Here is a 20,124-nt window from a genome sequence, read left to right as displayed (position 1 = left end):
TAAATATAATAAAAAGTAAATTTTACTTTATGATGTAATATATAATATTACTCATATTTAATAATTAATGTTTTAATTAGAATAAATCAAGTATACTTGAATAAAAAAATCTAATATAATTTAGTCAAAAAAACACGATAAAAAAAATTAAAAATAAGCTATTGAAAGAAAATCAATAGCCAGGAAAAACTAGAATATAAAACCTTTATTTTTCTTGTGATTATAAGAAATCTCAAAAGAGTTAAGCGCCAAATTCTTTAAAACTTCCATATCCTGTTCAGTTATGCCGACAATTTCTTCCCATTCGCTTTCAAGATTGTCAATCTCATCTAAAGTTTCGATGCCTTTAGCTGTCAATTTGCAATCATACTCCAAACCGTTTTCAGGCTGAAGATTAATCTCAATCAATCCCTGTTTTTCCAGTTTTTGATATCTTTTCAAATACATTCCCAAATGCAAATTAAACAAATCGTCCTTTTTGGCTTTTTCAAACTGTTTTATCCTAATCTTTTTGTGATGAGGTTTTTCATGCTTTTTCACTTGTTTTAATAGTTTTATATGACTTTCATGTAAAAAGATTGAGAGATTTTCACGTACGTAAGTCATCTTAGACTCTTCGATGATTCCTATCAAATTGGAAGCAGGCATTTTTGCTATTGCTTCATTGTGAGGATGTGCCATAAAATCACCTTATTTCATCTGTCCGAACAGTCCTCTCATAATACCTTTGGTTACTTCACGGGTTACAGTAGTGGCCGCTTGAGTGGCCGCCTTTTCAACAACCTTTTCAGTTGTGGTTTTTCTGGTTTTTCTGCGTTTTGTCTGTTGCTGACCCGCAAGAACAGTTCCTAAAATGCCTCCTATAACATCAGCAGCTCCAGGTTGTTGAGGAGCCTCTTGCTGAGGTTGCTCAGGAGCTTCCTGTTGGGTTTGTGCCTTAACTTCTTCAAGAACTTCAGGAGCCACTTCACTTTCAATGTTAGGATTTGAATCAATTTTAGTTAACAACATTTCATAAGCGGATTCGGCATCAAGGGCTTCGCCGTATTTGGATTTCAATGTTGAGATATTGATTAATTGAGCCCTTAAGTCATCCTCAATAGCTCCGATATGGCTTTGTGGAGGAACAATATCAACTTGCTCAACTACTGTCGGAGCACCTTTTTCATCCAAAACTGATACTAATGCCTGACCGATTCCCAAATTGGATATGACCTCTGCTGTATCGAAATTAGGATTTGCCCTGAATGTTTCAGCAGCAACCTTTACCGCTTTTTGATCTTTTGGAGTGTATGCGTGAAGTGCATGCTGAACCCTGTTACCCAATTGCGCTAAAATATCATCAGGAATATCTGCCGGAGATTGTGAGATAAAGTAAACACCTACCCCTTTTGATCTGATTAACCTTACGATTTGTTCGATTTTTTTACCGAATTCCGGAGACATGTCATCGAATAATAAATGTGCTTCATCAAAGAAAAATACGAATTTAGGCTTATCCATATCTCCCACTTCAGGTAATGTCTCAAATAAAGTTGATAACATCCAAAGCAGGAATGTTGAATAGATTTCAGGTGATAGGGATAATTTTTGAGCATCCAAAATATTTATTACCCCATTTCCATTATCATCAACTTGTATAAAATCATCAAGTTCGAGTGCAGGTTCACCGAAGAAATCGTTTCCGCCCTGATCTTCGAGAGTGATTAAACTTCTCAATATTGTATTTGCAGATTTTTCAGCTATTGCCCCATATTGACTTTCAAATTGGCCCTTATTTTCCACAACATAATTAATCATGGACTTTAAATCTTTCAAATCAATGATTGGAAGGGAATTCTCATCAGCCACTCTAAATACAATGTTCAAAACACCTGTTTGTGCTTCAGATAAATTCAAGATTTTGGAAAGCAATACCGGACCCATTTCAGATAATGTTACTCTGATGGGAAGTCCTTTTTGACCGAACAGATCCCAGAATTCGACAGGATATTCCCTGAATTTGAATCCTTTCTCATCAAGGCCATATCTTTCCCTATTTCTAGTTATGAAATCATTTCCAGAACCTATTTTTGCAAGTCCTGAAACGTCTCCTTTCATATCGGCCAAAAATACAGGAACTCCCAAATCGGAAAAAGATTCGGCCAATACTTTTAAAGTAACAGTTTTACCAGTTCCTGTTGCTCCGGCGATTAAACCGTGACGGTTAGCTAGTTTTGGCAATAAAAACACATTTGCATTTTCATTACAACCGATTAATATTTTTTCTTCAGCAAACATTTATTCACCCATTTTCAATTTTCTTAATTAAAAAGTTTGTTTTTTTAACTATATTATTTTTATTAAATGAACTTGAAATTCTCTTAATCGCATCTAGATTTTTAACTAAATTGTCCAGCCATGAGAATATGTCTCCCGGATAGACCTGAATCTGATATTTTCTAAACAGTTTATTGGATATGTCCTGCGGATCCTTGCCCTTAAGCCTTTCATGGATTATCACTTCTGAAATCCCCCTCTGCATGCAACTGCAGAACGGCCTGTCCTGGCATCGGCATTGCATGAAGTCAGTCTGAAGAGCAATTAATGCATCCTGGTATTTCTTATCTAACTTATCGATTGCTTCGCCCGAAGAAATTATGTCCAATGTCGATTCTGCAAAGAGTCTTGTTGAAAATTTAATCTTCAGGGCATTTGATATCTGATTGTGGACAACGCTTGAAAGATATGCGTTTTCAAACATCTCCAAATCCAGTGCCATGGCCAAAATCAGAACTTTAAGTTTATCAAAGTTATCCTTTTTCTTATACATTGGAGATAGGCCAACATAACGTTTTAAATAGTTATGGTCATTTAACGTATTTTTAATAAATTCCGCCTCTTCAATTGATAAGAATGACACTGATGTGGCCCTTCCATATCTTGTGACTTCCAGTTTATTGTTAGCAGTTCTGTTTATAAGACCCAAATCCTCCATTTCATCGATGGCTATCTTAATGCTTATTGGAACATCAATATCCTTATAAAATTTGTTCAACTCGTCGAATGACTTGATTGATGTTGAAGATATGTCCGCAAGAATCTGTTCGTATGAGGATTCCTCATCATATTCAATGTATACGTCATCGCTGTGGCTTTCTAAAAGGTCCAATGCCATAGCTTCTTCTGATTCGCCTGCAAAATCATTGCCGACTTCAGGCAGAAGGTAAACAATACCTCTATCATGATATGAAGGTCTTCCTGCACGACCGAGCATCTGGGCAAATTCGTTTGGATTTATCCACTTATTGCCCATCACTAATGAATCGAATATTACTTGTGAAGCGGGAAAATCAACACCCGCTGCAAGAGCGGCAGTTGTCACAACACATGAAATTTTACCCTTATCAAAATCCTTTTCTATTTTTTCTTTTTTATAATAAGATAAACCTGCATGGTAAGCTTGAGCATTGACATGTTTATTATTTAGATAATTGGCAATCTGATGAGTTTTACGTCTTGAATTTGTAAAAATAATAGTTTGGCCTCTGAAACCTTTCTTAGATTTGGCATTGAATTCCCTCTTAACAAGTTTTTGCATGATATGGCGTTTTTGAGACTCATTTCTTACATAGACTAAATGTCTTTCCAAAGGAACCGGCCGCTCAGAATATTCGACCAGCTTCATGTTGAATTCCTCTGCCAAGAACTCAGGATTCTTGACTGTTGCGGATAGGCCGATGATTTGAGTCTTAGGATATAGGTGTTTAACTCTTTTAATCAGTCCATTCAGACGTGTTCCACGGTCCTCATCATCAATCATATGAATCTCATCTATTAATACAACGCCCAAATTGGATAGGTTATCTGAATTACCATTCCTCAGCAGGTAATCAATTCCTTCATAGGTTGCAACTACAATATCCGCTTTTGATACATCACTATCCGGTAAATTTAACTCTCCTTTTGCCTTTACACGATTTCGGCCAACTTTAATTGCAACCTTTAAACCTAATTTAGAGTATTTCTTTTTAAAATCACGATATTTCTGATTTGCAAGGGCAACCAAAGGAGTTAAGAAAACAAATTTTTTGCCTTTCAATGCCTGCGTGATTCCTGCAAGCTCACCAACCAAAGTTTTACCGGAACCTGTTGCGCTGACAACCAACAAGTCTTCCCCTTTCAGAAGACCTTCCTTAATGGCCAGATACTGGACCGGCAACAGATTAGTGTTTCCGGAGTCAAGCAAAACCTCCTTGAATTCCTTAGGAATCTTTAACCTTTTCATGTCAACCGGAGGTATGATATGCTTTGACTTTTTTGTCCTATCGAATAATGTCAGCTGTTTATTTTTCAATGGGTCAAAATGAGGGTCTAAAACAGATAATGTTTTTTCTAAACTTTCAGTTTTTTCCAAGGTCTTTTTAAGATTTCTGAAAATTTTTTTATCAAATCCCTGTAGTTTCAATTCCTGCTTAATAGTATCATGAGCACAATCCTTACAGATTAACTGATTGTGATATTTGTAAGAATAGGATGAATTGACAATTGTAATGTTCCCCTCATATGCACAATAATCACAGACTTGAGTTTTCCTAACTTTAATATTGAGGGATTTTAAAAAATTCTCCACATTTTCATCAGGTGTTGCTAAAAACACCGCCTGTGAACGCAATAATTTAATAACCTCTCCTGGAGGAACTAGCTTTTCATTTAAAGTGGAGTTATCCTTAAAATTATAATCTGCTACAAATCTAGAAATAGATAATGAATCTCCTTCATTTGAGAATTTAATATTGCCTACAAACTCAGGCTCCCTTTTATGATTCAGAGCATTCTTTGGCGAACCGATTGGATATAATCTCCACTGTTTTTTTACTTTCTTTAAAACTAGCATTGTTAATATTATGTTTTTAATTGTTAATAAATTTTAAAATATTGATTATTCAATATAATCAAATCTAGTTTCTAGAATAATAATCAATGCAAATGCAATTATTGCAACAATCAGGCATGGTAATAATCCAGATAAGTTAATGCTAACTGAATTTACTATTTCTACAGCAGGAACCTTTAAAGATCCAAGCATTACACCGATAAGAAATGCCATTGTTACTTCTTCATGATTTTTAAGCAAGTAATTCAGTATTTTTGAAAATCCAAGAATGCCTATTAATGCACCAACCACAAAAACAATGATTTCAACGAAATGAAGTTGGTGAAGTGCATTCAACATGTATTTGTACTGCCCCAAAAGCAACAGCAAAAAGGAACCTGAAATACCGGGCAATATCATGGCACAGATTGCAATCATTCCGGAAATGAAAATGACTATTAATGAATGATTTGCAGCTATTGGATTTAAACTTACGAATATATATGTTAAAACAGCACCCAATAACGCAAACAATATGTTTTTCAAGTTGATTTCATTGAGTTTTCTAAATAAGATAACTGCTGAAGCTATAATTAATCCCAGGAAAAATGAATATGTCAAAGCAGTGTGATTGTCCATGCAATAAGTAACTACCTTAGCCAGTGTTAAAAATGCCACTCCAATACCTAAAACCAATGGAATGAAGAATTTGAAATCAATTTCCTCAAGCATCTGATTCCAAAATCCCTTAAAATCTGCTTTTAATAATGGTTTTATGAATCCAAATCTAATATTACTTATTGCTTCTACCAAATGAGCATAAATTCCTGTTATTAATGCTATTGTTCCTCCTGAAACTCCAGGAACAATATCAGCGGATCCCATCAGGACCCCACGGACAAATATTAAAATAGCTTCCTTAACATCAAAACTCAATGTATCACCTATAAAGAATAATTAGATTAATCTATGTTAAATAACTTATTGAAAAAAAGAAAAAGTGAGAATAATTCAAAAGAATTATTCTTTGAATGGTTGTGGGAGTTCGCAAACTCCGCTGTCTTTTGCAAGGTATGCATAAGCAATTGCTGCGCAGATTGCACCAAGGATAGGTCCAACTAAGTATATTGGGAAGTATGCCCAAAGGTTAGCTCCGCCTAAAATCATATCCATTAAGTATGGTCCGAATGTACGTGCAGGGTTAATTGAAGCTCCAGTAAATGCACCTAAAACGACGATTACTGCTGCTACAGTCATACCAATTGATATTCCGGCAAAACCTGGTTCTGCTTTCTTATCGACTGCAACACCCATTACAACCATCATCAAGAAGAAGGTTCCGAGGAACTCTGCAAACATTGCCTGTAAGTAGCTAACACCAAGTCCGGGTGCTGTTGCACCTAGTCCTCCAATAGTTACCGCTGGAGCACCTAGGCATAAGAATAAACAAAGACTTCCTAAACATGCACCGATTACTTGTGCAACTATGTAATATACACTGTCAATTAAATCAATGTTTTTGGTTACAAGCAGTCCAATGGTTACAGCAGGATTCAAGTGTGCACCGGATATCTTACCGAATACATAAATACATATCATCACAGTTAGACCAAATGCCAAAGCTATGGCAATCCAGTCCCCGAGCCCTCCTAAAGGACCGATTCCAGCTACACCAGCCGCATCTGAAATCAATAATGTTACAACAGCTGCACCTGTACCGAAAAATACCAGGAAGAATGTTCCTAATAGTTCTGCAAAGAATTTTTTTCTAATGTTACAAGTCATATTAACTCACCTATACAGCTTCTCTCCATTGACAATATTCATGTTTACCATCCACAAGTGAAGCAGCAGCACAGTTTTTACATCCTCTTACAGGAGATCCTGGTGCTTCTTTATTAAGTGCGATAATGTTGGTCATCATTGTTGCTGTAATTGGTTCTGAGGTTAAAAGACATGGGTAGTCTGCTAATCTCATGAGTGATGAGAATCTTACTGTAATTGCACATGCAGGATATGTGTATCTTTGTGGGTTCATTACAATTTCATTTTCTAAAATTGGGGTTAAGTCCACATCAAAGCCAGCGATTTTAGGAACAATAGCTTCTTTAAGACCTGCTCTGGTTTTTCTTGCTTTACTGATTGCATTGTATCCTCTGTAAATCATGTCCATGAAGTCACAGTTGTGTAACTCGGCGGCTGCACCTCTAGTTGGATATTGTTGTACAAAGTTGTGGAATCTTTTTGAGAATAAATCTACAACCATTGGTGCGTTAAATCCATCTAATTCTAAAATGCATTCAGTTGCACATGCAGATGAACCTGTGGATAATTTAAGCACATCAAATGCTGATTGATAATTGTCTAAGTTATTTTCTAATGTATTTCCAATTACTTCAGCAGTTGCCTGAACAATAGCTAAAGTCACATCATCTTTACACATGTTGTATGTGGATTGACCAATATGGTGTCCAATATCTCCAACACAGTATGCAGGCACGGTTACAATGTTACCGTAATGTACTCCGTCATCCATTGCCGCTTTTACAGCAGAGGTCATTGCTTTTTTATATTTGTTCATGTAATCTCTTACATCAAATGATGAGTGATCTGCATCATCCATTAATGTGCCTTGTCCTTCAATAGGAGTTTTGTAAATCATTTGCAATGCAGCAATTTCCTTTTCAGTCGCTTCAGCAGCAGTTGCGCCGGCTTCAATAGCATTTGCAAATGCATCTCCAACACCATATGAAGTGTTCATACCCCATGATTTTGCAGATAAGATTGCTTGTTTGTGAGCTACAGGAATGTCGGTTTTTTGTAAAATCTGATTTACAACATTACTTGTACTTCCCGGCATCATTGCAAAGTCAACAACACAGGTAGGTCCATAAAATCCACCATATCTTCTAATAGATTCTTTAGAAATAAGAGCTTCAGAATCAGCAATAGCTTGGATGAATTTATCCATACTGTCTGCAAATTCACCGTCTTCTTCGCATAAAATTTCTAAAACTGGAGGAGTTTGAAAATGTTCAATGAATGGATCATCTTCACATTTCAAAGTGTCTGTAATGGAAGATAAAATCTCAAAGTGGTTTTTAACAGATTCTTTGTGTAAGTTAATTACTGATTCTGCTTGGCCGTCAATAGCTTTCATGCCAGCTACCGCATCAGCGTAAGGTTTGGCATCAGTAATTTTAAAGTCGTTGTACCTATTTTCTGATATAACTGCAACGTCAGCTTTTTGAGCTGCCATTGACTCGTTTATCATCTTTTCGTATAACTCTCTCATTTTTATCACCTAGGTAATAAGAGCATTGTAGCATGAATTCATACTAAAGCTACTCTTAGATAATAATAAATTATTCACCATATTATTTAAACATGTTTAAATAATTTTTAAAAAGGAGATATTTGTTAATATATGTTTAAATAATTAAAAAAGAGCTGAATATTATAAAAATTGAAAGTGGATGTAAATAATCCACTATAAAAAATTAAGAAGTTGACTAAACAGCATCAGAACCTCTCTCACCGGTTCTAATCCTTATAACCTCTTCAACATCGGAAACGAATATCTTTCCATCACCAACTTCGCCTGTTCGGGCACTTTCAACGATTACATCAATGATTCTATCCAAATCTTCCTCATTGACGATTACTTCGACTCTGGTTTTTGGAATCAAATCGATGCAATAGCTAGAGCCGCGGTATGATTCCCTAACGCCCATCTGCCTTCCTCTTCCTTTTACAGTAGAGACGTTCATTCCTTCACATCCGGCTGTTAAAAGGGCCAATTTTACATCTTCAAATTTTTCTTCTCGAATGACCGCAATGATTCTTTTCATATTATCACCAAAGTATTTGGCATCATTTGCCAATGTCTTCCACCAATTCTTTAGCATAAGGAGTAATGTTTTCATCAAGCATTCTCTCTAAGAACTGACCGGTATAGGTTCCGGCCTCTGCAACCTCTTCAGGAGTTCCTGTCGCTATTACCTCTCCACCACCATCTCCTCCTTCAGGACCGAGGTCAATGATGTGGTCTGCTGTTTTAATAACATCAAGGTTATGTTCAATTACAACTACAGAATTGCCCGCATCGGTTAATCTAGCCAAAACCTCCAACAGTCTTTTGATATCAGCAAAATGAAGACCTGTTGTTGGCTCATCAAGAATATATAATGTTTTACCAGTGCTGGTTCTTGATAGCTCCTTAGCAAGTTTAATCCTTTGAGCCTCACCACCAGATAATGTTGTTGCAGGCTGGCCTATTTTCATGTAACCCAATCCAACATCATATAATGTTTGAAGCTTTTTAGTGATTTTTGGAATGTTTTCAAAGAATTCCAGTGCCTCTTCAACAGTCATTTCAAGGACTTCATAGATATTCTTGCCTTTGTATCTTATATCCAGAGTCTCCTCATTGTACCTTTTACCTCCGCAGACTTCACATGGCACATAAACATCGGCCAGAAAGTGCATTTCAATTTGTACGATACCGTCACCGGAACATGCCTCACATCTTCCGCCTTTAACGTTGAATGAGAATCTTCCAGGCTTATATCCCCTTGCTTTTGATTCAGGAGTGTTTGCAAACAAATCACGAATATCAGTGAATACTCCAGTATAGGTTGCAGGGTTTGATCTTGGAGTTCTTCCAATCGGCTTTTGGTCAATTGCAATAACCTTATCTATGTTTTCCAGTCCTTCAATTTCATCATATTTGCCTGCAAAAGTGAATTTCCTGGATAATTTGCCTTTAGCACCTTTGTATAAGATTTCATTAATAAGACTACTTTTACCTGAACCGCTCACACCGGTTACACAGGTAAATTTGCCTAATGGGATTTCAACATCAATTTCTTTTAAGTTGTTTTGAGCTGCGCCCCTAATTGTTATGAACTTTCCATTTCCCGGCCTTCTTTCTTTTGGAATATCGATTTTCTTAACTCTTGAAATGTACTGGCCAGTAATTGAATCAGGATTGTTCATTATGTCCAATGGTGTTCCCTGTGCAACGATTTTACCGCCGTGCTCACCTGCGCCTGGACCTATATCGACAACATGGTCGGCCGACAAGATTGTTTCCTCATCGTGTTCAACGACAACTAATGTGTTTCCCAGGTCTTTAAGTCTTTTAAGAGCTTCAATGAGCTTGATGTTATCCCTTTGGTGGAGCCCTATACTTGGCTCATCCAAAATGTACAATACGCCAACCAAACCGGAACCTATTTGAGTTGCCAATCTGATTCTTTGCGCTTCCCCACCTGACAATGTACCTGATGATCTTGACATTGACAAATAATCAAGTCCGACTTCGACTAAAAAGCTTAAACGCTCCTTGATTTCCTTTAAAACTTCCCTTGCAATGAAATTTTCTCTTTCAGTCAATTTCAAATCCTGGAAGAACTGGTATGAATCCTTAATTGCCAAATCACACACGTCAATGATGGATTTTCCTCCTACAGTAACCGCCAAGATTTCAGGCCTTAAACGTTTGCCGTCACAAACGGAACATTTCCTATCAGACATGAATCTTGAAAGATATTTTCTGGAATAGCTTGATTTGGTTTCAAAGTATAGCCTTTGCATCCTTGGAACTACACCTTCAAATTTACGGTTTACCATATAAGACTTGTTTCTTCTTTTAAAAGTGAATGGTATTTTCTCATTGCAGCCGAAAAGAATTATATCCTGATGTTCCTTACTGAGATTCTCAAATGGAGTGTCCATACTAAAATTGAAATGCTTTGATACGGCATCAAGCATCTGGAAATAGTAATTTTCCCTTTTGGCTGAACTTGCCCACGGCACAATAGCGCCTTCACTCAATGTCAATGTCTTATCCGGAACGACCAAATCCGGGTCGATTTCCATCTTGGAACCTATTCCGTTACATTCAGGACATGCCCCCTGAGGAGCATTGAATGAAAACATCCTTGGAGTCAATTCCTCAAAGTTTATTCCACAGTCAACACAGGCAAAGTGTTCTGAGTATTTCTTCTCATATTCCTCGCCATTGTCAAACAAAACAGTAATTAGGCCATCGGTAAATTCTGCTGCAGTTTCCAAAGAATCAACCAATCTTCTTTTAAAATCAACGTCTTTCCTGATTTTTAACCTGTCAACCACAACATCAATATCGTGCCTATAAGTCTTTGCAAGTTCAATATCCTCATCCAAATCACGGATTTCCCCATCAACACGAACCCTTACAAAACCCTTGTTTCTCAAATCGTCAAGGACATCCTTAAACTGGCCTTTCTTATCTCGAACTATTGGAGACAAAATTTGGATTTTAACTCCCTCACCCTCTTCGATTATTGAATCGCCAATTTGACCAATTGTCTGTTGTGAGATTTCCTTTCCACAATTCGGACAATGCGGAATTCCGATTCTTGCATATAATAATCTTAAATAATCATAAATTTCGGTAATTGTACCTACAGTGGATCTTGGGTTTTCCCTTGTTGTCTTTTGGTCTATGGAAATAGCTGGAGACAATCCTTCAATGGACTCCATTTCAGGCTTTTTCATCTGCCCTAGGAATTGCCTTGCATAAGCTGACAGGGACTCTACATATCTACGCTGTCCTTCAGCATATATTGTATCAAAAGCCAATGAAGACTTTCCAGACCCGCTTATACCGGTAATTACAATGAATTCATCACGAGGGACACTGACATCAATATCCTGCAGATTGTGCTCACGTGCACCCTTGATGACAATTTGTTTTTTAGAATCATTAGTCATAAATAATACTCCTTAATATTATTAGATTTATCACTATATAAAATATTTTAGAGAGAGCATTTGATAAGTAAAAAAATTACTTTTCAAAACCTTTTAAGGCATAAAGCTTGTTTCTTAAATCTGCAGCACGTTCAAAGTCAAGTCTTGCAGCCGCATCCTTCATGTCTCTTTCCAAATCCTTAATTAACAAACGAAGCTCATCTTTAGGAATCTTATCAACATCCCTGCCGATGCCCTTGTATTTTTCATCTTCTTCGGCAAGCTTTTCTTTAAGAGTCCTTTGAGTTGATTTAGGAACAATGCCATGAACCTCATTGTATTTCATTTGCAGTTTGCGCCTTTTGAGTGTAGTGTCGTATGCCTTTCTAACTGAATCAGTCATGTCATCCACATACATTATTACGCGGCCGTTGACGTTTCTTGCCGCACGGCCGATTGTTTGTATCAATGATGTTTCGTTTCTTAAGAATCCTTCCTTATCGGCATCTAAAATAGCTACTAAAGACACTTCAGGCAAATCCAAACCCTCCCTTAAGAGGTTTACACCAACCAATACGTCAAATTTTCCACGTCTTAAGTCATTGACAATGTCAATCCTTTCCAAGGTATCGATTTCAGAGTGCATGTACCTCACCTTAACCCCGATTCTTGCATAATAATCGGTCAAATCCTCAGCCATCCTTTTTGTTAAAGTGGTTACCAATACCCTTTCATCCTTTTCTGCAGTTAATCTGACTTCCTTAAGCAAGTCTTCAACCTGGCCCGTTACTGGACGAATCAAAACTTCAGGATCAACCAAACCGGTTGGCCTTATAATCTGTTCAACAACATTTCTTGATTTTGAAAGCTCATACTGTGCAGGTGTTGCCGATACATAGATGACCTGATTGACAGAAGCCTCAAACTCATCAAATCTCAAAGGACGGTTTTCCTTAGCGGACGGAAGCCTGAAACCGTGTTCGACTAAAGTTTCCTTACGTGCACGGTCCCCATTATACATTCCCCTGATTTGAGGAACGGTAACGTGGGATTCATCAATGATTGTTAAAAAATCATCCGGGAAATATTTCAATAGGGAATAAGGCTTTTCACCCCATTCACGTCCGGATAAATGCATGGAATAGTTTTCTACCCCCGGACAATAGCCCATTTCCTGAAGCATTTCGATATCAAAACGGGTCCTTTGCTCCAACCTTTGAGCTTCCAAGACCCTTCCCATAGCATTGAACTCCGCAAGCCTTTCATCCAATTCATTCTTTATTTTAGAAATAGCAATGTCCATCTTGTCCTGGCCGACGACAAAGTGCTTTGCAGGGAAAATCATGTACCTTTGAAGGGATTCCTTCTTTTTTCCTGTGACATTGTCGATCAAACTGATTGCATCAATTTCATCACCGAACAGTTCAATTCTTATTGGAGGAGTTCCATGAACCGGATTGATTTCTATTACATCGCCACGAACTCTGAACTGACCCCTGTCAAATTCAATGTCATTTCGTTCGTATTGCATGAAAACCAAACGGGAAAGAATTTCAGACCTGTCATAAATATCTCCAACTGCAATTCCAAAAGCAAATTCCCCGTAGTCCTCCGGTGAACCGATACCATAGATGCAGCTTACACTGCTTACAACAATAACATCATCTCTTGACAACAATGATTGGGTTGCCGAATGCCTCATTATGTCAATGTCGTCATTGATTGACGCTTCCTTATCGATGAAGGTGTCTGTTCTCGGCACATAGGCCTCAGGCTGATAGTAATCATAATAGCTTACAAAGTACTCGACAGCATTATCCGGGAAAAATTCCTTGAACTCCTCATATAACTGGGCTGCCAAGGTTTTATTGTGTGAAATAACAAGGGTTGGCTTTTGAACCTTTTCAATGACATTGGCCATTGTAAAAGTCTTACCTGAACCTGTTACGCCTAAAAGAGTCTGTTCCTTAACACCATTATTTATGCCCTGAACTAAAGAATTAATGGCTTTTGGTTGATCACCTAATGGTTTATAAGGTGACTTCAGTTTGAATTCCTTCATGATATCAGTTGGTTATTGTAATGTTGAAACTAATATGTATATAGCTTGGAGAACAGCATGGAGTGACCCTCTGGTCTCTTACAATCAGCTCCCCATAACCTTTTAATTGCTTATTTAAATCCTTAATGACATTTGGAACTATTTCAGTGTTGAATATCTTAAGGGAACCTAAAAAAACTGTTTTTGAAGACATGTTCATGACTGATATGTCTTCAACAACATCAGGTTCTGAATATTTAGCTAAAATCTCATTTGATTTATCAACCAATTCCTTTTTGATAGTTTCCTTATCCATATTATTCCCTCAATGCATCTGCTATACTTTTAGCAAGAGATACACGTGAAGTGTCTGAAGATAAACTGTTGGTTCCAATGATCTTGCCTGCGCCTGCGGCATAGATTCTTGTAGCCCCATTATTTGTTAATATTGGATGAACACAACATACATCAACCGCTGAGGCTCCATATTGTTTTAGAATGTTGATGGCATTGACAATAGTTCCTCCGGTTGCAATAATATCGTCAATAATGATTGCGTGCATGCCCTTTACGGAGTCGACATTTACTGTATTTTCACTTTCACTGTCGCATCTCACATCAACAATTTTAGTTTCCACCTTATCAGGTCCTAAACGCACTTTAGTTAAATATGTGCAGTCGCAACCAATGATTTCAGACATTTCCTGTGCAAATCCATAAGCCCCCTTATCAGGAGCAATAATCAAAGGTTTTTCATCGGTTTTTCTAAAGAATTTCTTATCCAAATATTCGGCAATTGCCGGCATTGCAGAGATATTTCTTGCAGGAATGTTGAAAAAGTTCAAAACGCATTCCTCATGAATGTTGAATGTGATGAATTCATCAGCACCTGCTGCTTCAATCAATTCGCAGATAATTTTAGCAGAAATTGTTTCTCCTGGATTGAAACGTTTTTCTTGTCTTGCATAACCCATATATGGAACTACTGCCCTTACTTTCTTAACGCCCAAATCCTTAAGATTGGCTATTATAAATAATAATTCCATTAAATTTTCATCTTGAGGATATCCTGTTGACTGAATAACAGTTACTTCGTCTTCAAGTTCCCCATCAATTCTTAAATATCTTTCTCCATCTGGAAATTTCTTTGTTTCAACATAACATAGTTTTTCATCAAGTTCACGGGCAACATGAGCTGCCAAATCTTGAGAAGCTGAACCGCCAATAATCACATTATCACCAAAATATTTATGGAATTATATATGTCTTAATTCATTAAAAAAGTTAAGTATTTATAATATAAAAGTAGTTATAAAATAATCATGGAAAATATTCATATAGTTATTATAGCAGTGATTGCGGTAATTTTTATGTTTTTATTGGCTACAATCAATAGCCCAGTATTAATTATTGCAGAAGATACGGATGAGTATGGTGGTATCGATATGGCTGCTGAATTCAGCATAAAGGGATTCAGTTGGGTGTACCCTGGAAGTTCTCATAATGAATATGGCCAGACTATGCACAACGTTCATTCAGACAGTCCAGATGACCCATATGGTGCTATAAAGCATATTATGGAATACACTTATAACGAGAGCCCATTTTTAATCATCAGCGTAAACAATGCGGCTGCTCAAACAATATTTGGTGGAAGCATTATTAGCGACATCCGTGCAAATGACGGATATTTCGGATATACTGGAAACGCCAATGTCCAAGGATCAATGGCAAGAGGGGATGCAGTGGGCGTTGCTATGCTTGAAGATGGGATAAATGTCCCGATGATTCCAATACAAATATTGCTGGGAAATATTAGATTTATCCCAGTCTAATTCTTTTTTTAATGTACCATAATATAAAATGAGAGCGCCACACCGGCAATAGATATAATCAATTGGATAATACCATGTTTTCTGATAGTTGGATGCCTTGACTGGACTAGATAAAATGGCATGAAAAATCCGAAGAATGCAAATACTCCCGCACGAGTATTTTTTGAAAGCAAACCTACAAAAACTCCTATCCATGAGAAAAAAATAGTGACGATATAAGATATGGCCAATGCCTTTTTATTGATTTTAACGTCTTCAGGTTTGAAGACGATGACGTTTTTACGTTTAAGCCCATCGACCAAGGGAGTGCCGCATTTAGCACAGTAATCATATTCGTCCTGGTTAACAAATCCGCAGTTTTTACATAATCTAGTCATTATTTAAAAATTAATATCTTTTAATATAAATTATTTTTCCAATATCATGGCGATTTCACGGAAGAATTCGCCCAAATAATTTTCATTGGTCAACTCTGAATAATATTTGAAACCCAACTTTTCCAAAACCCTTTTTGACTGAGTATTTTCACATCTATAACTTGCATAGATTTGATCCACATTCAGTTCATTGAATGCCCTGTCAATTAAAACCTGTGATGCCTCACAGGCGTAATTGTTTCCCCAATACTCTTCAGCAATCCAATAGCCCAATTCTGCGGAGCCTTCACCCCACCAGTGATTAGTGTCAGGATGGAATAACAGTCCCACACACCCAATAGGAATGTCTTCATAAACTATAGCATAAGTTTCCCTTTTAGAAAAAACCGTTTTGATAATATTTAGACTGTCTTCAACACTTTGATGAGGAGGCCAGCCTGCAATTGGACCGATATTTGGATTTTTGGCAAAGTGATACAGGCATTCTGCATCAGATTCCTGCCAAGGCCTTAGTGTCAAATTAGTTGTTTTGAAAATCATGAATATACTATGTGTTAAAATCATATAAAATTTACACACAATTTATTAACTATGAAAAACATAACATTAAGTATGAAAGTTAAAGATGGAATAATTGGTTTTATAGTTGGGGATGCATTAGGGGTTCCTGTTGAGTTTAACTCAAGATATGAACTTGAAAAAGACCCTGTTACTGAAATGAGAGAATATGGAACTTATAATAAACCTAAAGGAACCTGGTCTGATGATTCCGCAATGACACTAGCTACAATGCACAGTATTGTACAAAAACAAGGAATTGATTATGAAGATATGATGAAAAAATTTGTAGAATGGCTTGAAGATGGAAAATATATGCAAGACAACTATACATTTGACAGCGGCATAACAACATCCTCTGCAATACGCAGATACGAGTTTGAAAAAATTACCCCCGTACAATGTGGAGGAACCGGCGAGCGTGACAACGGAAACGGATCTCTAATGAGGATTTTGCCGCTTGCATACATAAAAGATATTGATTTTGAAACAATTGAAAACATATCTGCATTAACTCATGGCCATAAAAGATCAAAAATAGCTTGTGTTTTATATGTTGAAATCGCCAAATCCATGCTTGAAAATGATTTGACAATTGAACAACATATTCAGTCAGCTTGTGATAAAATTAAAGAATATTATAAAGATTCCCCTGAATTAAAACATTTTGAAAAAATCTTCAATAATGATTTGGATGACATTAACGGTAAAGGATACGTTATCTATACTTTTGAATGTGTAATCCATTGTCTATTAACTACTGATAATTACAAAGATGCTGTCCTCAAAGCAGTTAATATCGGTGAGGATACAGATACAAATGCTGCAATCTGTGGTGGGTTAGCTGGAATTTATTACGGTTTTGATTCAATCCCTATAGATTGGATAGAACAAATCAATAAGATTGATGAAGTGCTTTCATTATGTGAAAGATACGAGGTGTTTTGTGATGAATATTAGTAAAACTATCAAAAATATTAGGGCTTCATGCAATAATTATGTAGACCCTAACCTGCTTGCATTTATCATTGATGATAATGACCTCATGGGAAGCAACAACATCCTGGAAATTGAAGGATACGACATTGAAGATGATGATTCATATGTTGAAAGACTTATGAAAATACATAAAAGCGAAAACATTTTCCTGCCATTGGGAGTGATGACTTTCATGCCTATCATTAATGAATGCGACCTGTTTTCCAGCGAAGATTATAATCTGCATCTAACCCCAGAAGAATTCGACACCTTTGCTGATGAGGAAGAAAAATTATTTGGGATTTTGATTCCTAAAAACTCAACTGATTATAAAATCGGACAGACAGATACTTGCAGTTGCAGCGTTGACGCCTCATTTGTGGAATTCGAAAAAATAGACGGTGAATTCTGCAAAACAATAGAAAAAATAGTAAAAGAAAAAATAATAGAATAATCCAACTTAGTTAGTAGTTGGATTGTTTAAAGTAGTTTGTGGAACTTTCTCAACAACTTTAGAACCGATGTTTCTCATCTTTTCAATCAATTTATCTTTACTGGATCCACTGATTAAAATGTTTTCTAAAACATCACTTAAAGTTTCAGTCGGAATGATTTCAATCATATCTTCGTATTTCTTCTCAATCATTACATCTTTTAAGTTAGATTTTGGAATCAATACTTTTTTCATTCCAGCTTCTGCGGCTGCTTCGATTTTAGCAGTAGCTCCACCGATAGGCATTACATCCCCACGTACATTTAGTGAACCGGTCAATGCAACAGTCTGGTCAATAGGAATCTCTTCAATTGCAGATATTACCGCAGTTGCAATACTTACACTAGCTGAATCACCTTCCACTCCATCATAAGTTTGAATGAATTGAATGTGAATGTCATAATTGGAAATGTCTTTGTTAGTGTATTTCTTAATTAATGCACTTACGTTTTGAACTGATTCTTGAGCAATTTCACCCAATTTACCTGTAGCGATAATTTGGCCACCGTTTTTGGATTGGGTTGGTGCAGCTTCTGCCGCAATTGGTGATACAATACCGCTTCTATCTCCGATTACTGCAAGTCCATTTATAAGACCAACTCTTCCACCTTCAGAGGACACCATACTGTAGTCTTTTCTTTGTAAGATTGACCTATCCGCGATTTGTTGTTCGAGAGTTCTTGCAAATTTCTTAGCTTCAACAACATGGGCTGCAGTTACGATGTCATCTCCTTTTTCAATAGCCACATCACCTGCAGAACGTACAAGTCCTCCCAGGTCTCTTAATCTTAAGGTCAATGCATTTTGCTTACCTGATCTCCTTTTTGCTTCCATGATGATTTCATCCAATGCATCTGGAGCAAAGTGAGGAATTCTTCCATCATTTTTGACTTCCTGTGCTACGAATTGAACTAATTTTTCTCTGTTTTCAGTAGTATCATCCATATAATCTTTCATGAATACTTCGTAACCATATCCTCTAATTCTTGATCTCATTGCAATGTGCATTCCTTCGAGTACTTGGAGGTTTCCTGATGCAACAAGTACAAAGTCACATGGTACTGCCTGGGATCTTACCATCGCACCACTTGAATTTTCACTTTGGCCTGTGATTGCATATTGCTTTTCTTGCATTGCAGATAATAATTCCTGTTGGGTTTTCATACTCATTGTACCAATTTCGTCAATGTATAAAACTCCCCTGTTAGCTTTGTGAATCATACCTGCTTCCACACGTTCATGTGCAGGAGTGCCTAATCCTCCAGATTGGTATGGGTCGTGGCGCACATCTCCTAATAATGCTCCAGCATGAGCTCCGGTTGCATCCATGAATGGCGCAAAGCGGGACTCTTCATTATTCACTAATAATTTTGGAGACATATTATTGGATTTTGGTTTAATTTGTATTGATATAAGTAAGATTAATGCTGCTGCAATAATTGATTCCAGTAATCTTCCATACATGAATCCTATTACTAGTATTCCTCCAATTGCAAACATGGTAATTATAGTTTTCCTTTCTTCTTGGCCTTTTGCAGAACCTTTTGTTGCTCTTACTATTTTTTTACCTTCCCCCGCAGGGACTGATCTTACTAATGGGTGGTTGTTGTCTTCCATATTAGGATATACTAAAATATCTTGTAGTGTTTCGTGTGGTAAGATTTGTGCCATACCTTTTGCAAGCATTGATTTTCCAACACCAGGATCACCAATTAACAAAACATTCCTTCTTTGCTTTGCTGCTTTTTTAATTGTTTCTATGGACTCTTCATGTCCAATAACTTGATCAATTAACAAAGGTGGGACTTCAATATCTTTTGAACTTTTAATATTATTGTAATCTAACATAGGTTTGGTTTCTTCACCATCACCAGAATCCTTTATTTCTGGTTCAACGATTACTTCAGTAGAATCTTCAATGGATTCTTTTTCTTCAAATTTCATAAACAAACCTCACTTCGTTAAAATTCATCATTAAAAAATTAAGTTTCATATACTATATAAATATTATTTATTATTACAAAATATAAAAAGTTTTCCATTTTAGTAAATAAAAGTTAGTAAAATAAATCCTGCCTCGATTTACCTTAAAAACAAATTATCAAATCGCGACAATAATCATAATTTATATCAATAAAATTTAAACTATAATACAAAACTAATTATCCATAAAAATATAGTTAAATTCAATGATTGATTAAATAGATTGCCATAAACATGAGATAGATAATAATATATATTACTGATTT

Annotated in this window: 17 protein-coding genes; 3 read left to right on the top strand and 14 right to left on the bottom strand. The window is 36.5% G+C overall.

Annotated features, from left to right (window positions below; all coding sequences use genetic code 11):
- Window positions 1-189: 189 nt before the first annotated feature.
- The 11 genes from IKS50_RS08080 to IKS50_RS08030 form a co-directional block, all read right to left on the bottom strand.
- Window positions 190-681: a hypothetical protein gene (locus tag IKS50_RS08080; RefSeq protein ID WP_292848135.1), complete on the bottom strand. Its 492-nt coding sequence runs from the start codon at window positions 679-681 to the stop codon at window positions 190-192.
- A gap of 9 nt (window positions 682-690) precedes the next feature.
- Complete coding sequence (locus tag IKS50_RS08075; RefSeq protein ID WP_292848132.1) at window positions 691-2,280, bottom strand: helicase HerA-like domain-containing protein; 1,590 nt, start codon at window positions 2,278-2,280, stop codon at window positions 691-693.
- Between the two features lie 4 nt (window positions 2,281-2,284).
- Window positions 2,285-4,876: a DEAD/DEAH box helicase gene (locus tag IKS50_RS08070; RefSeq protein WP_292848129.1), complete on the bottom strand. Its 2,592-nt coding sequence runs from the start codon at window positions 4,874-4,876 to the stop codon at window positions 2,285-2,287.
- Window positions 4,877-4,921: 45 nt separating this feature from the next.
- Window positions 4,922-5,740 carry a DUF368 domain-containing protein gene (locus IKS50_RS08065; RefSeq protein ID WP_292848146.1) on the bottom strand — a complete coding sequence of 273 codons (819 nt, stop codon included), beginning with the start codon at window positions 5,738-5,740 and terminating at the stop codon, window positions 4,922-4,924.
- A gap of 135 nt (window positions 5,741-5,875) precedes the next feature.
- Window positions 5,876-6,640, bottom strand: a complete 765-nt coding sequence (locus IKS50_RS08060; protein WP_292848126.1) for an MIP/aquaporin family protein — start codon at window positions 6,638-6,640, stop codon at window positions 5,876-5,878.
- Between the two features lie 10 nt (window positions 6,641-6,650).
- Window positions 6,651-8,150: a DUF2193 domain-containing protein gene (locus tag IKS50_RS08055; protein ID WP_292848122.1), complete on the bottom strand. Its 1,500-nt coding sequence runs from the start codon at window positions 8,148-8,150 to the stop codon at window positions 6,651-6,653.
- A 217-nt stretch (window positions 8,151-8,367) separates the two neighbouring features.
- Window positions 8,368-8,706: a P-II family nitrogen regulator gene (locus tag IKS50_RS08050; RefSeq protein ID WP_292848119.1), complete on the bottom strand. Its 339-nt coding sequence runs from the start codon at window positions 8,704-8,706 to the stop codon at window positions 8,368-8,370.
- A 22-nt stretch (window positions 8,707-8,728) separates the two neighbouring features.
- Window positions 8,729-11,614 carry an excinuclease ABC subunit UvrA gene (uvrA, locus tag IKS50_RS08045; RefSeq protein WP_292848116.1) on the bottom strand — a complete coding sequence of 962 codons (2,886 nt, stop codon included), beginning with the start codon at window positions 11,612-11,614 and terminating at the stop codon, window positions 8,729-8,731.
- A 76-nt stretch (window positions 11,615-11,690) separates the two neighbouring features.
- The gene (uvrB, locus tag IKS50_RS08040; RefSeq protein ID WP_292848114.1) at window positions 11,691-13,655 is read right to left on the bottom strand and encodes an excinuclease ABC subunit UvrB; all 1,965 of its coding nucleotides are present in this window, start codon (window positions 13,653-13,655) and stop codon (window positions 11,691-11,693) included.
- Between the two features lie 4 nt (window positions 13,656-13,659).
- Window positions 13,660-13,950, bottom strand: a complete 291-nt coding sequence (locus IKS50_RS08035) for a hypothetical protein (protein WP_292848111.1) — start codon at window positions 13,948-13,950, stop codon at window positions 13,660-13,662.
- A 1-nt stretch (window position 13,951) separates the two neighbouring features.
- On the bottom strand, window positions 13,952-14,866 hold the full coding sequence (locus IKS50_RS08030) for a ribose-phosphate diphosphokinase (RefSeq protein WP_292848108.1): 915 nt from the start codon (window positions 14,864-14,866) through the stop codon (window positions 13,952-13,954).
- Between the two features lie 138 nt (window positions 14,867-15,004).
- On the opposite strand from IKS50_RS08030, the gene IKS50_RS08025 reads away from it, so the two are divergent.
- Window positions 15,005-15,469: a hypothetical protein gene (locus IKS50_RS08025; protein ID WP_292848106.1), complete on the top strand. Its 465-nt coding sequence runs from the start codon at window positions 15,005-15,007 to the stop codon at window positions 15,467-15,469.
- A gap of 8 nt (window positions 15,470-15,477) precedes the next feature.
- Here IKS50_RS08025 and IKS50_RS08020 read toward each other — a convergent pair whose 3' ends face one another.
- Window positions 15,478-15,846 (bottom strand): zinc ribbon domain-containing protein, encoded by a 369-nt coding sequence (locus IKS50_RS08020; protein WP_292848103.1) that lies wholly within the window; start codon window positions 15,844-15,846, stop codon window positions 15,478-15,480.
- Between the two features lie 30 nt (window positions 15,847-15,876).
- Window positions 15,877-16,386: a GNAT family N-acetyltransferase gene (locus tag IKS50_RS08015; protein WP_292848100.1), complete on the bottom strand. Its 510-nt coding sequence runs from the start codon at window positions 16,384-16,386 to the stop codon at window positions 15,877-15,879.
- Between the two features lie 51 nt (window positions 16,387-16,437).
- Here IKS50_RS08015 and IKS50_RS08010 point away from each other — a divergent pair, with 51 nt between their 5' ends.
- Window positions 16,438-17,364: an ADP-ribosylglycohydrolase family protein gene (locus tag IKS50_RS08010; protein WP_292848097.1), complete on the top strand. Its 927-nt coding sequence runs from the start codon at window positions 16,438-16,440 to the stop codon at window positions 17,362-17,364.
- Window positions 17,354-17,836, top strand: coding sequence for a hypothetical protein (locus tag IKS50_RS08005; RefSeq protein WP_292848094.1), 483 nt, complete (start codon window positions 17,354-17,356; stop codon window positions 17,834-17,836). Before IKS50_RS08010 ends, IKS50_RS08005 begins: the two co-directional genes overlap by 11 nt.
- A 6-nt stretch (window positions 17,837-17,842) precedes the next feature.
- On the opposite strand, the gene lonB is transcribed toward IKS50_RS08005, so the two are convergent.
- A complete protein-coding gene (lonB, locus tag IKS50_RS08000) occupies window positions 17,843-19,723 on the bottom strand; it encodes an ATP-dependent protease LonB (protein WP_292848143.1) in 1,881 nt (626 codons plus the stop codon).
- Window positions 19,724-20,124 lie beyond the last annotated feature (401 nt).

Origin of the sequence: Methanobrevibacter sp. (assembly GCF_017539065.1) — an archaeon.
In the GTDB taxonomy this organism is placed as follows: domain Archaea; phylum Methanobacteriota; class Methanobacteria; order Methanobacteriales; family Methanobacteriaceae; genus Methanocatella.
This window is presented reverse-complemented; position numbering and strand designations above follow the sequence as displayed.

Bases quoted from the DNA above. Each gene is read 5' to 3' on its own strand.
- IKS50_RS08075 (WP_292848132.1), bottom strand. From the start codon at position 2,280: ATGTTTGCTGAAGAAAAAATATTAATCGGTTGTAATGAAAATGCAAAT.
- IKS50_RS08055 (WP_292848122.1), bottom strand. From the start codon at position 8,150: ATGAGAGAGTTATACGAAAAGATGATAAACGAGTCAATGGCAGCTCAA.
- IKS50_RS08050 (WP_292848119.1), bottom strand. From the start codon at position 8,706: ATGAAAAGAATCATTGCGGTCATTCGAGAAGAAAAATTTGAAGATGTA.
- IKS50_RS08080 (WP_292848135.1), bottom strand. From the start codon at position 681: ATGGCACATCCTCACAATGAAGCAATAGCAAAAATGCCTGCTTCCAAT.
- IKS50_RS08020 (WP_292848103.1), bottom strand. From the start codon at position 15,846: ATGACTAGATTATGTAAAAACTGCGGATTTGTTAACCAGGACGAATAT.
- IKS50_RS08065 (WP_292848146.1), bottom strand. From the start codon at position 5,740: ATGGGATCCGCTGATATTGTTCCTGGAGTTTCAGGAGGAACAATAGCA.
- IKS50_RS08015 (WP_292848100.1), bottom strand. From the start codon at position 16,386: ATGATTTTCAAAACAACTAATTTGACACTAAGGCCTTGGCAGGAATCT.
- IKS50_RS08025 (WP_292848106.1), top strand. From the start codon at position 15,005: ATGTTTTTATTGGCTACAATCAATAGCCCAGTATTAATTATTGCAGAA.
- IKS50_RS08010 (WP_292848097.1), top strand. From the start codon at position 16,438: ATGAAAAACATAACATTAAGTATGAAAGTTAAAGATGGAATAATTGGT.
- IKS50_RS08005 (WP_292848094.1), top strand. From the start codon at position 17,354: ATGAATATTAGTAAAACTATCAAAAATATTAGGGCTTCATGCAATAAT.
- uvrB (WP_292848114.1), bottom strand. From the start codon at position 13,655: ATGAAGGAATTCAAACTGAAGTCACCTTATAAACCATTAGGTGATCAA.
- uvrA (WP_292848116.1), bottom strand. From the start codon at position 11,614: ATGACTAATGATTCTAAAAAACAAATTGTCATCAAGGGTGCACGTGAG.
- IKS50_RS08070 (WP_292848129.1), bottom strand. From the start codon at position 4,876: ATGCTAGTTTTAAAGAAAGTAAAAAAACAGTGGAGATTATATCCAATC.
- IKS50_RS08035 (WP_292848111.1), bottom strand. From the start codon at position 13,950: ATGGATAAGGAAACTATCAAAAAGGAATTGGTTGATAAATCAAATGAG.
- lonB (WP_292848143.1), bottom strand. From the start codon at position 19,723: ATGTTAGATTACAATAATATTAAAAGTTCAAAAGATATTGAAGTCCCA.
- IKS50_RS08060 (WP_292848126.1), bottom strand. From the start codon at position 6,640: ATGACTTGTAACATTAGAAAAAAATTCTTTGCAGAACTATTAGGAACA.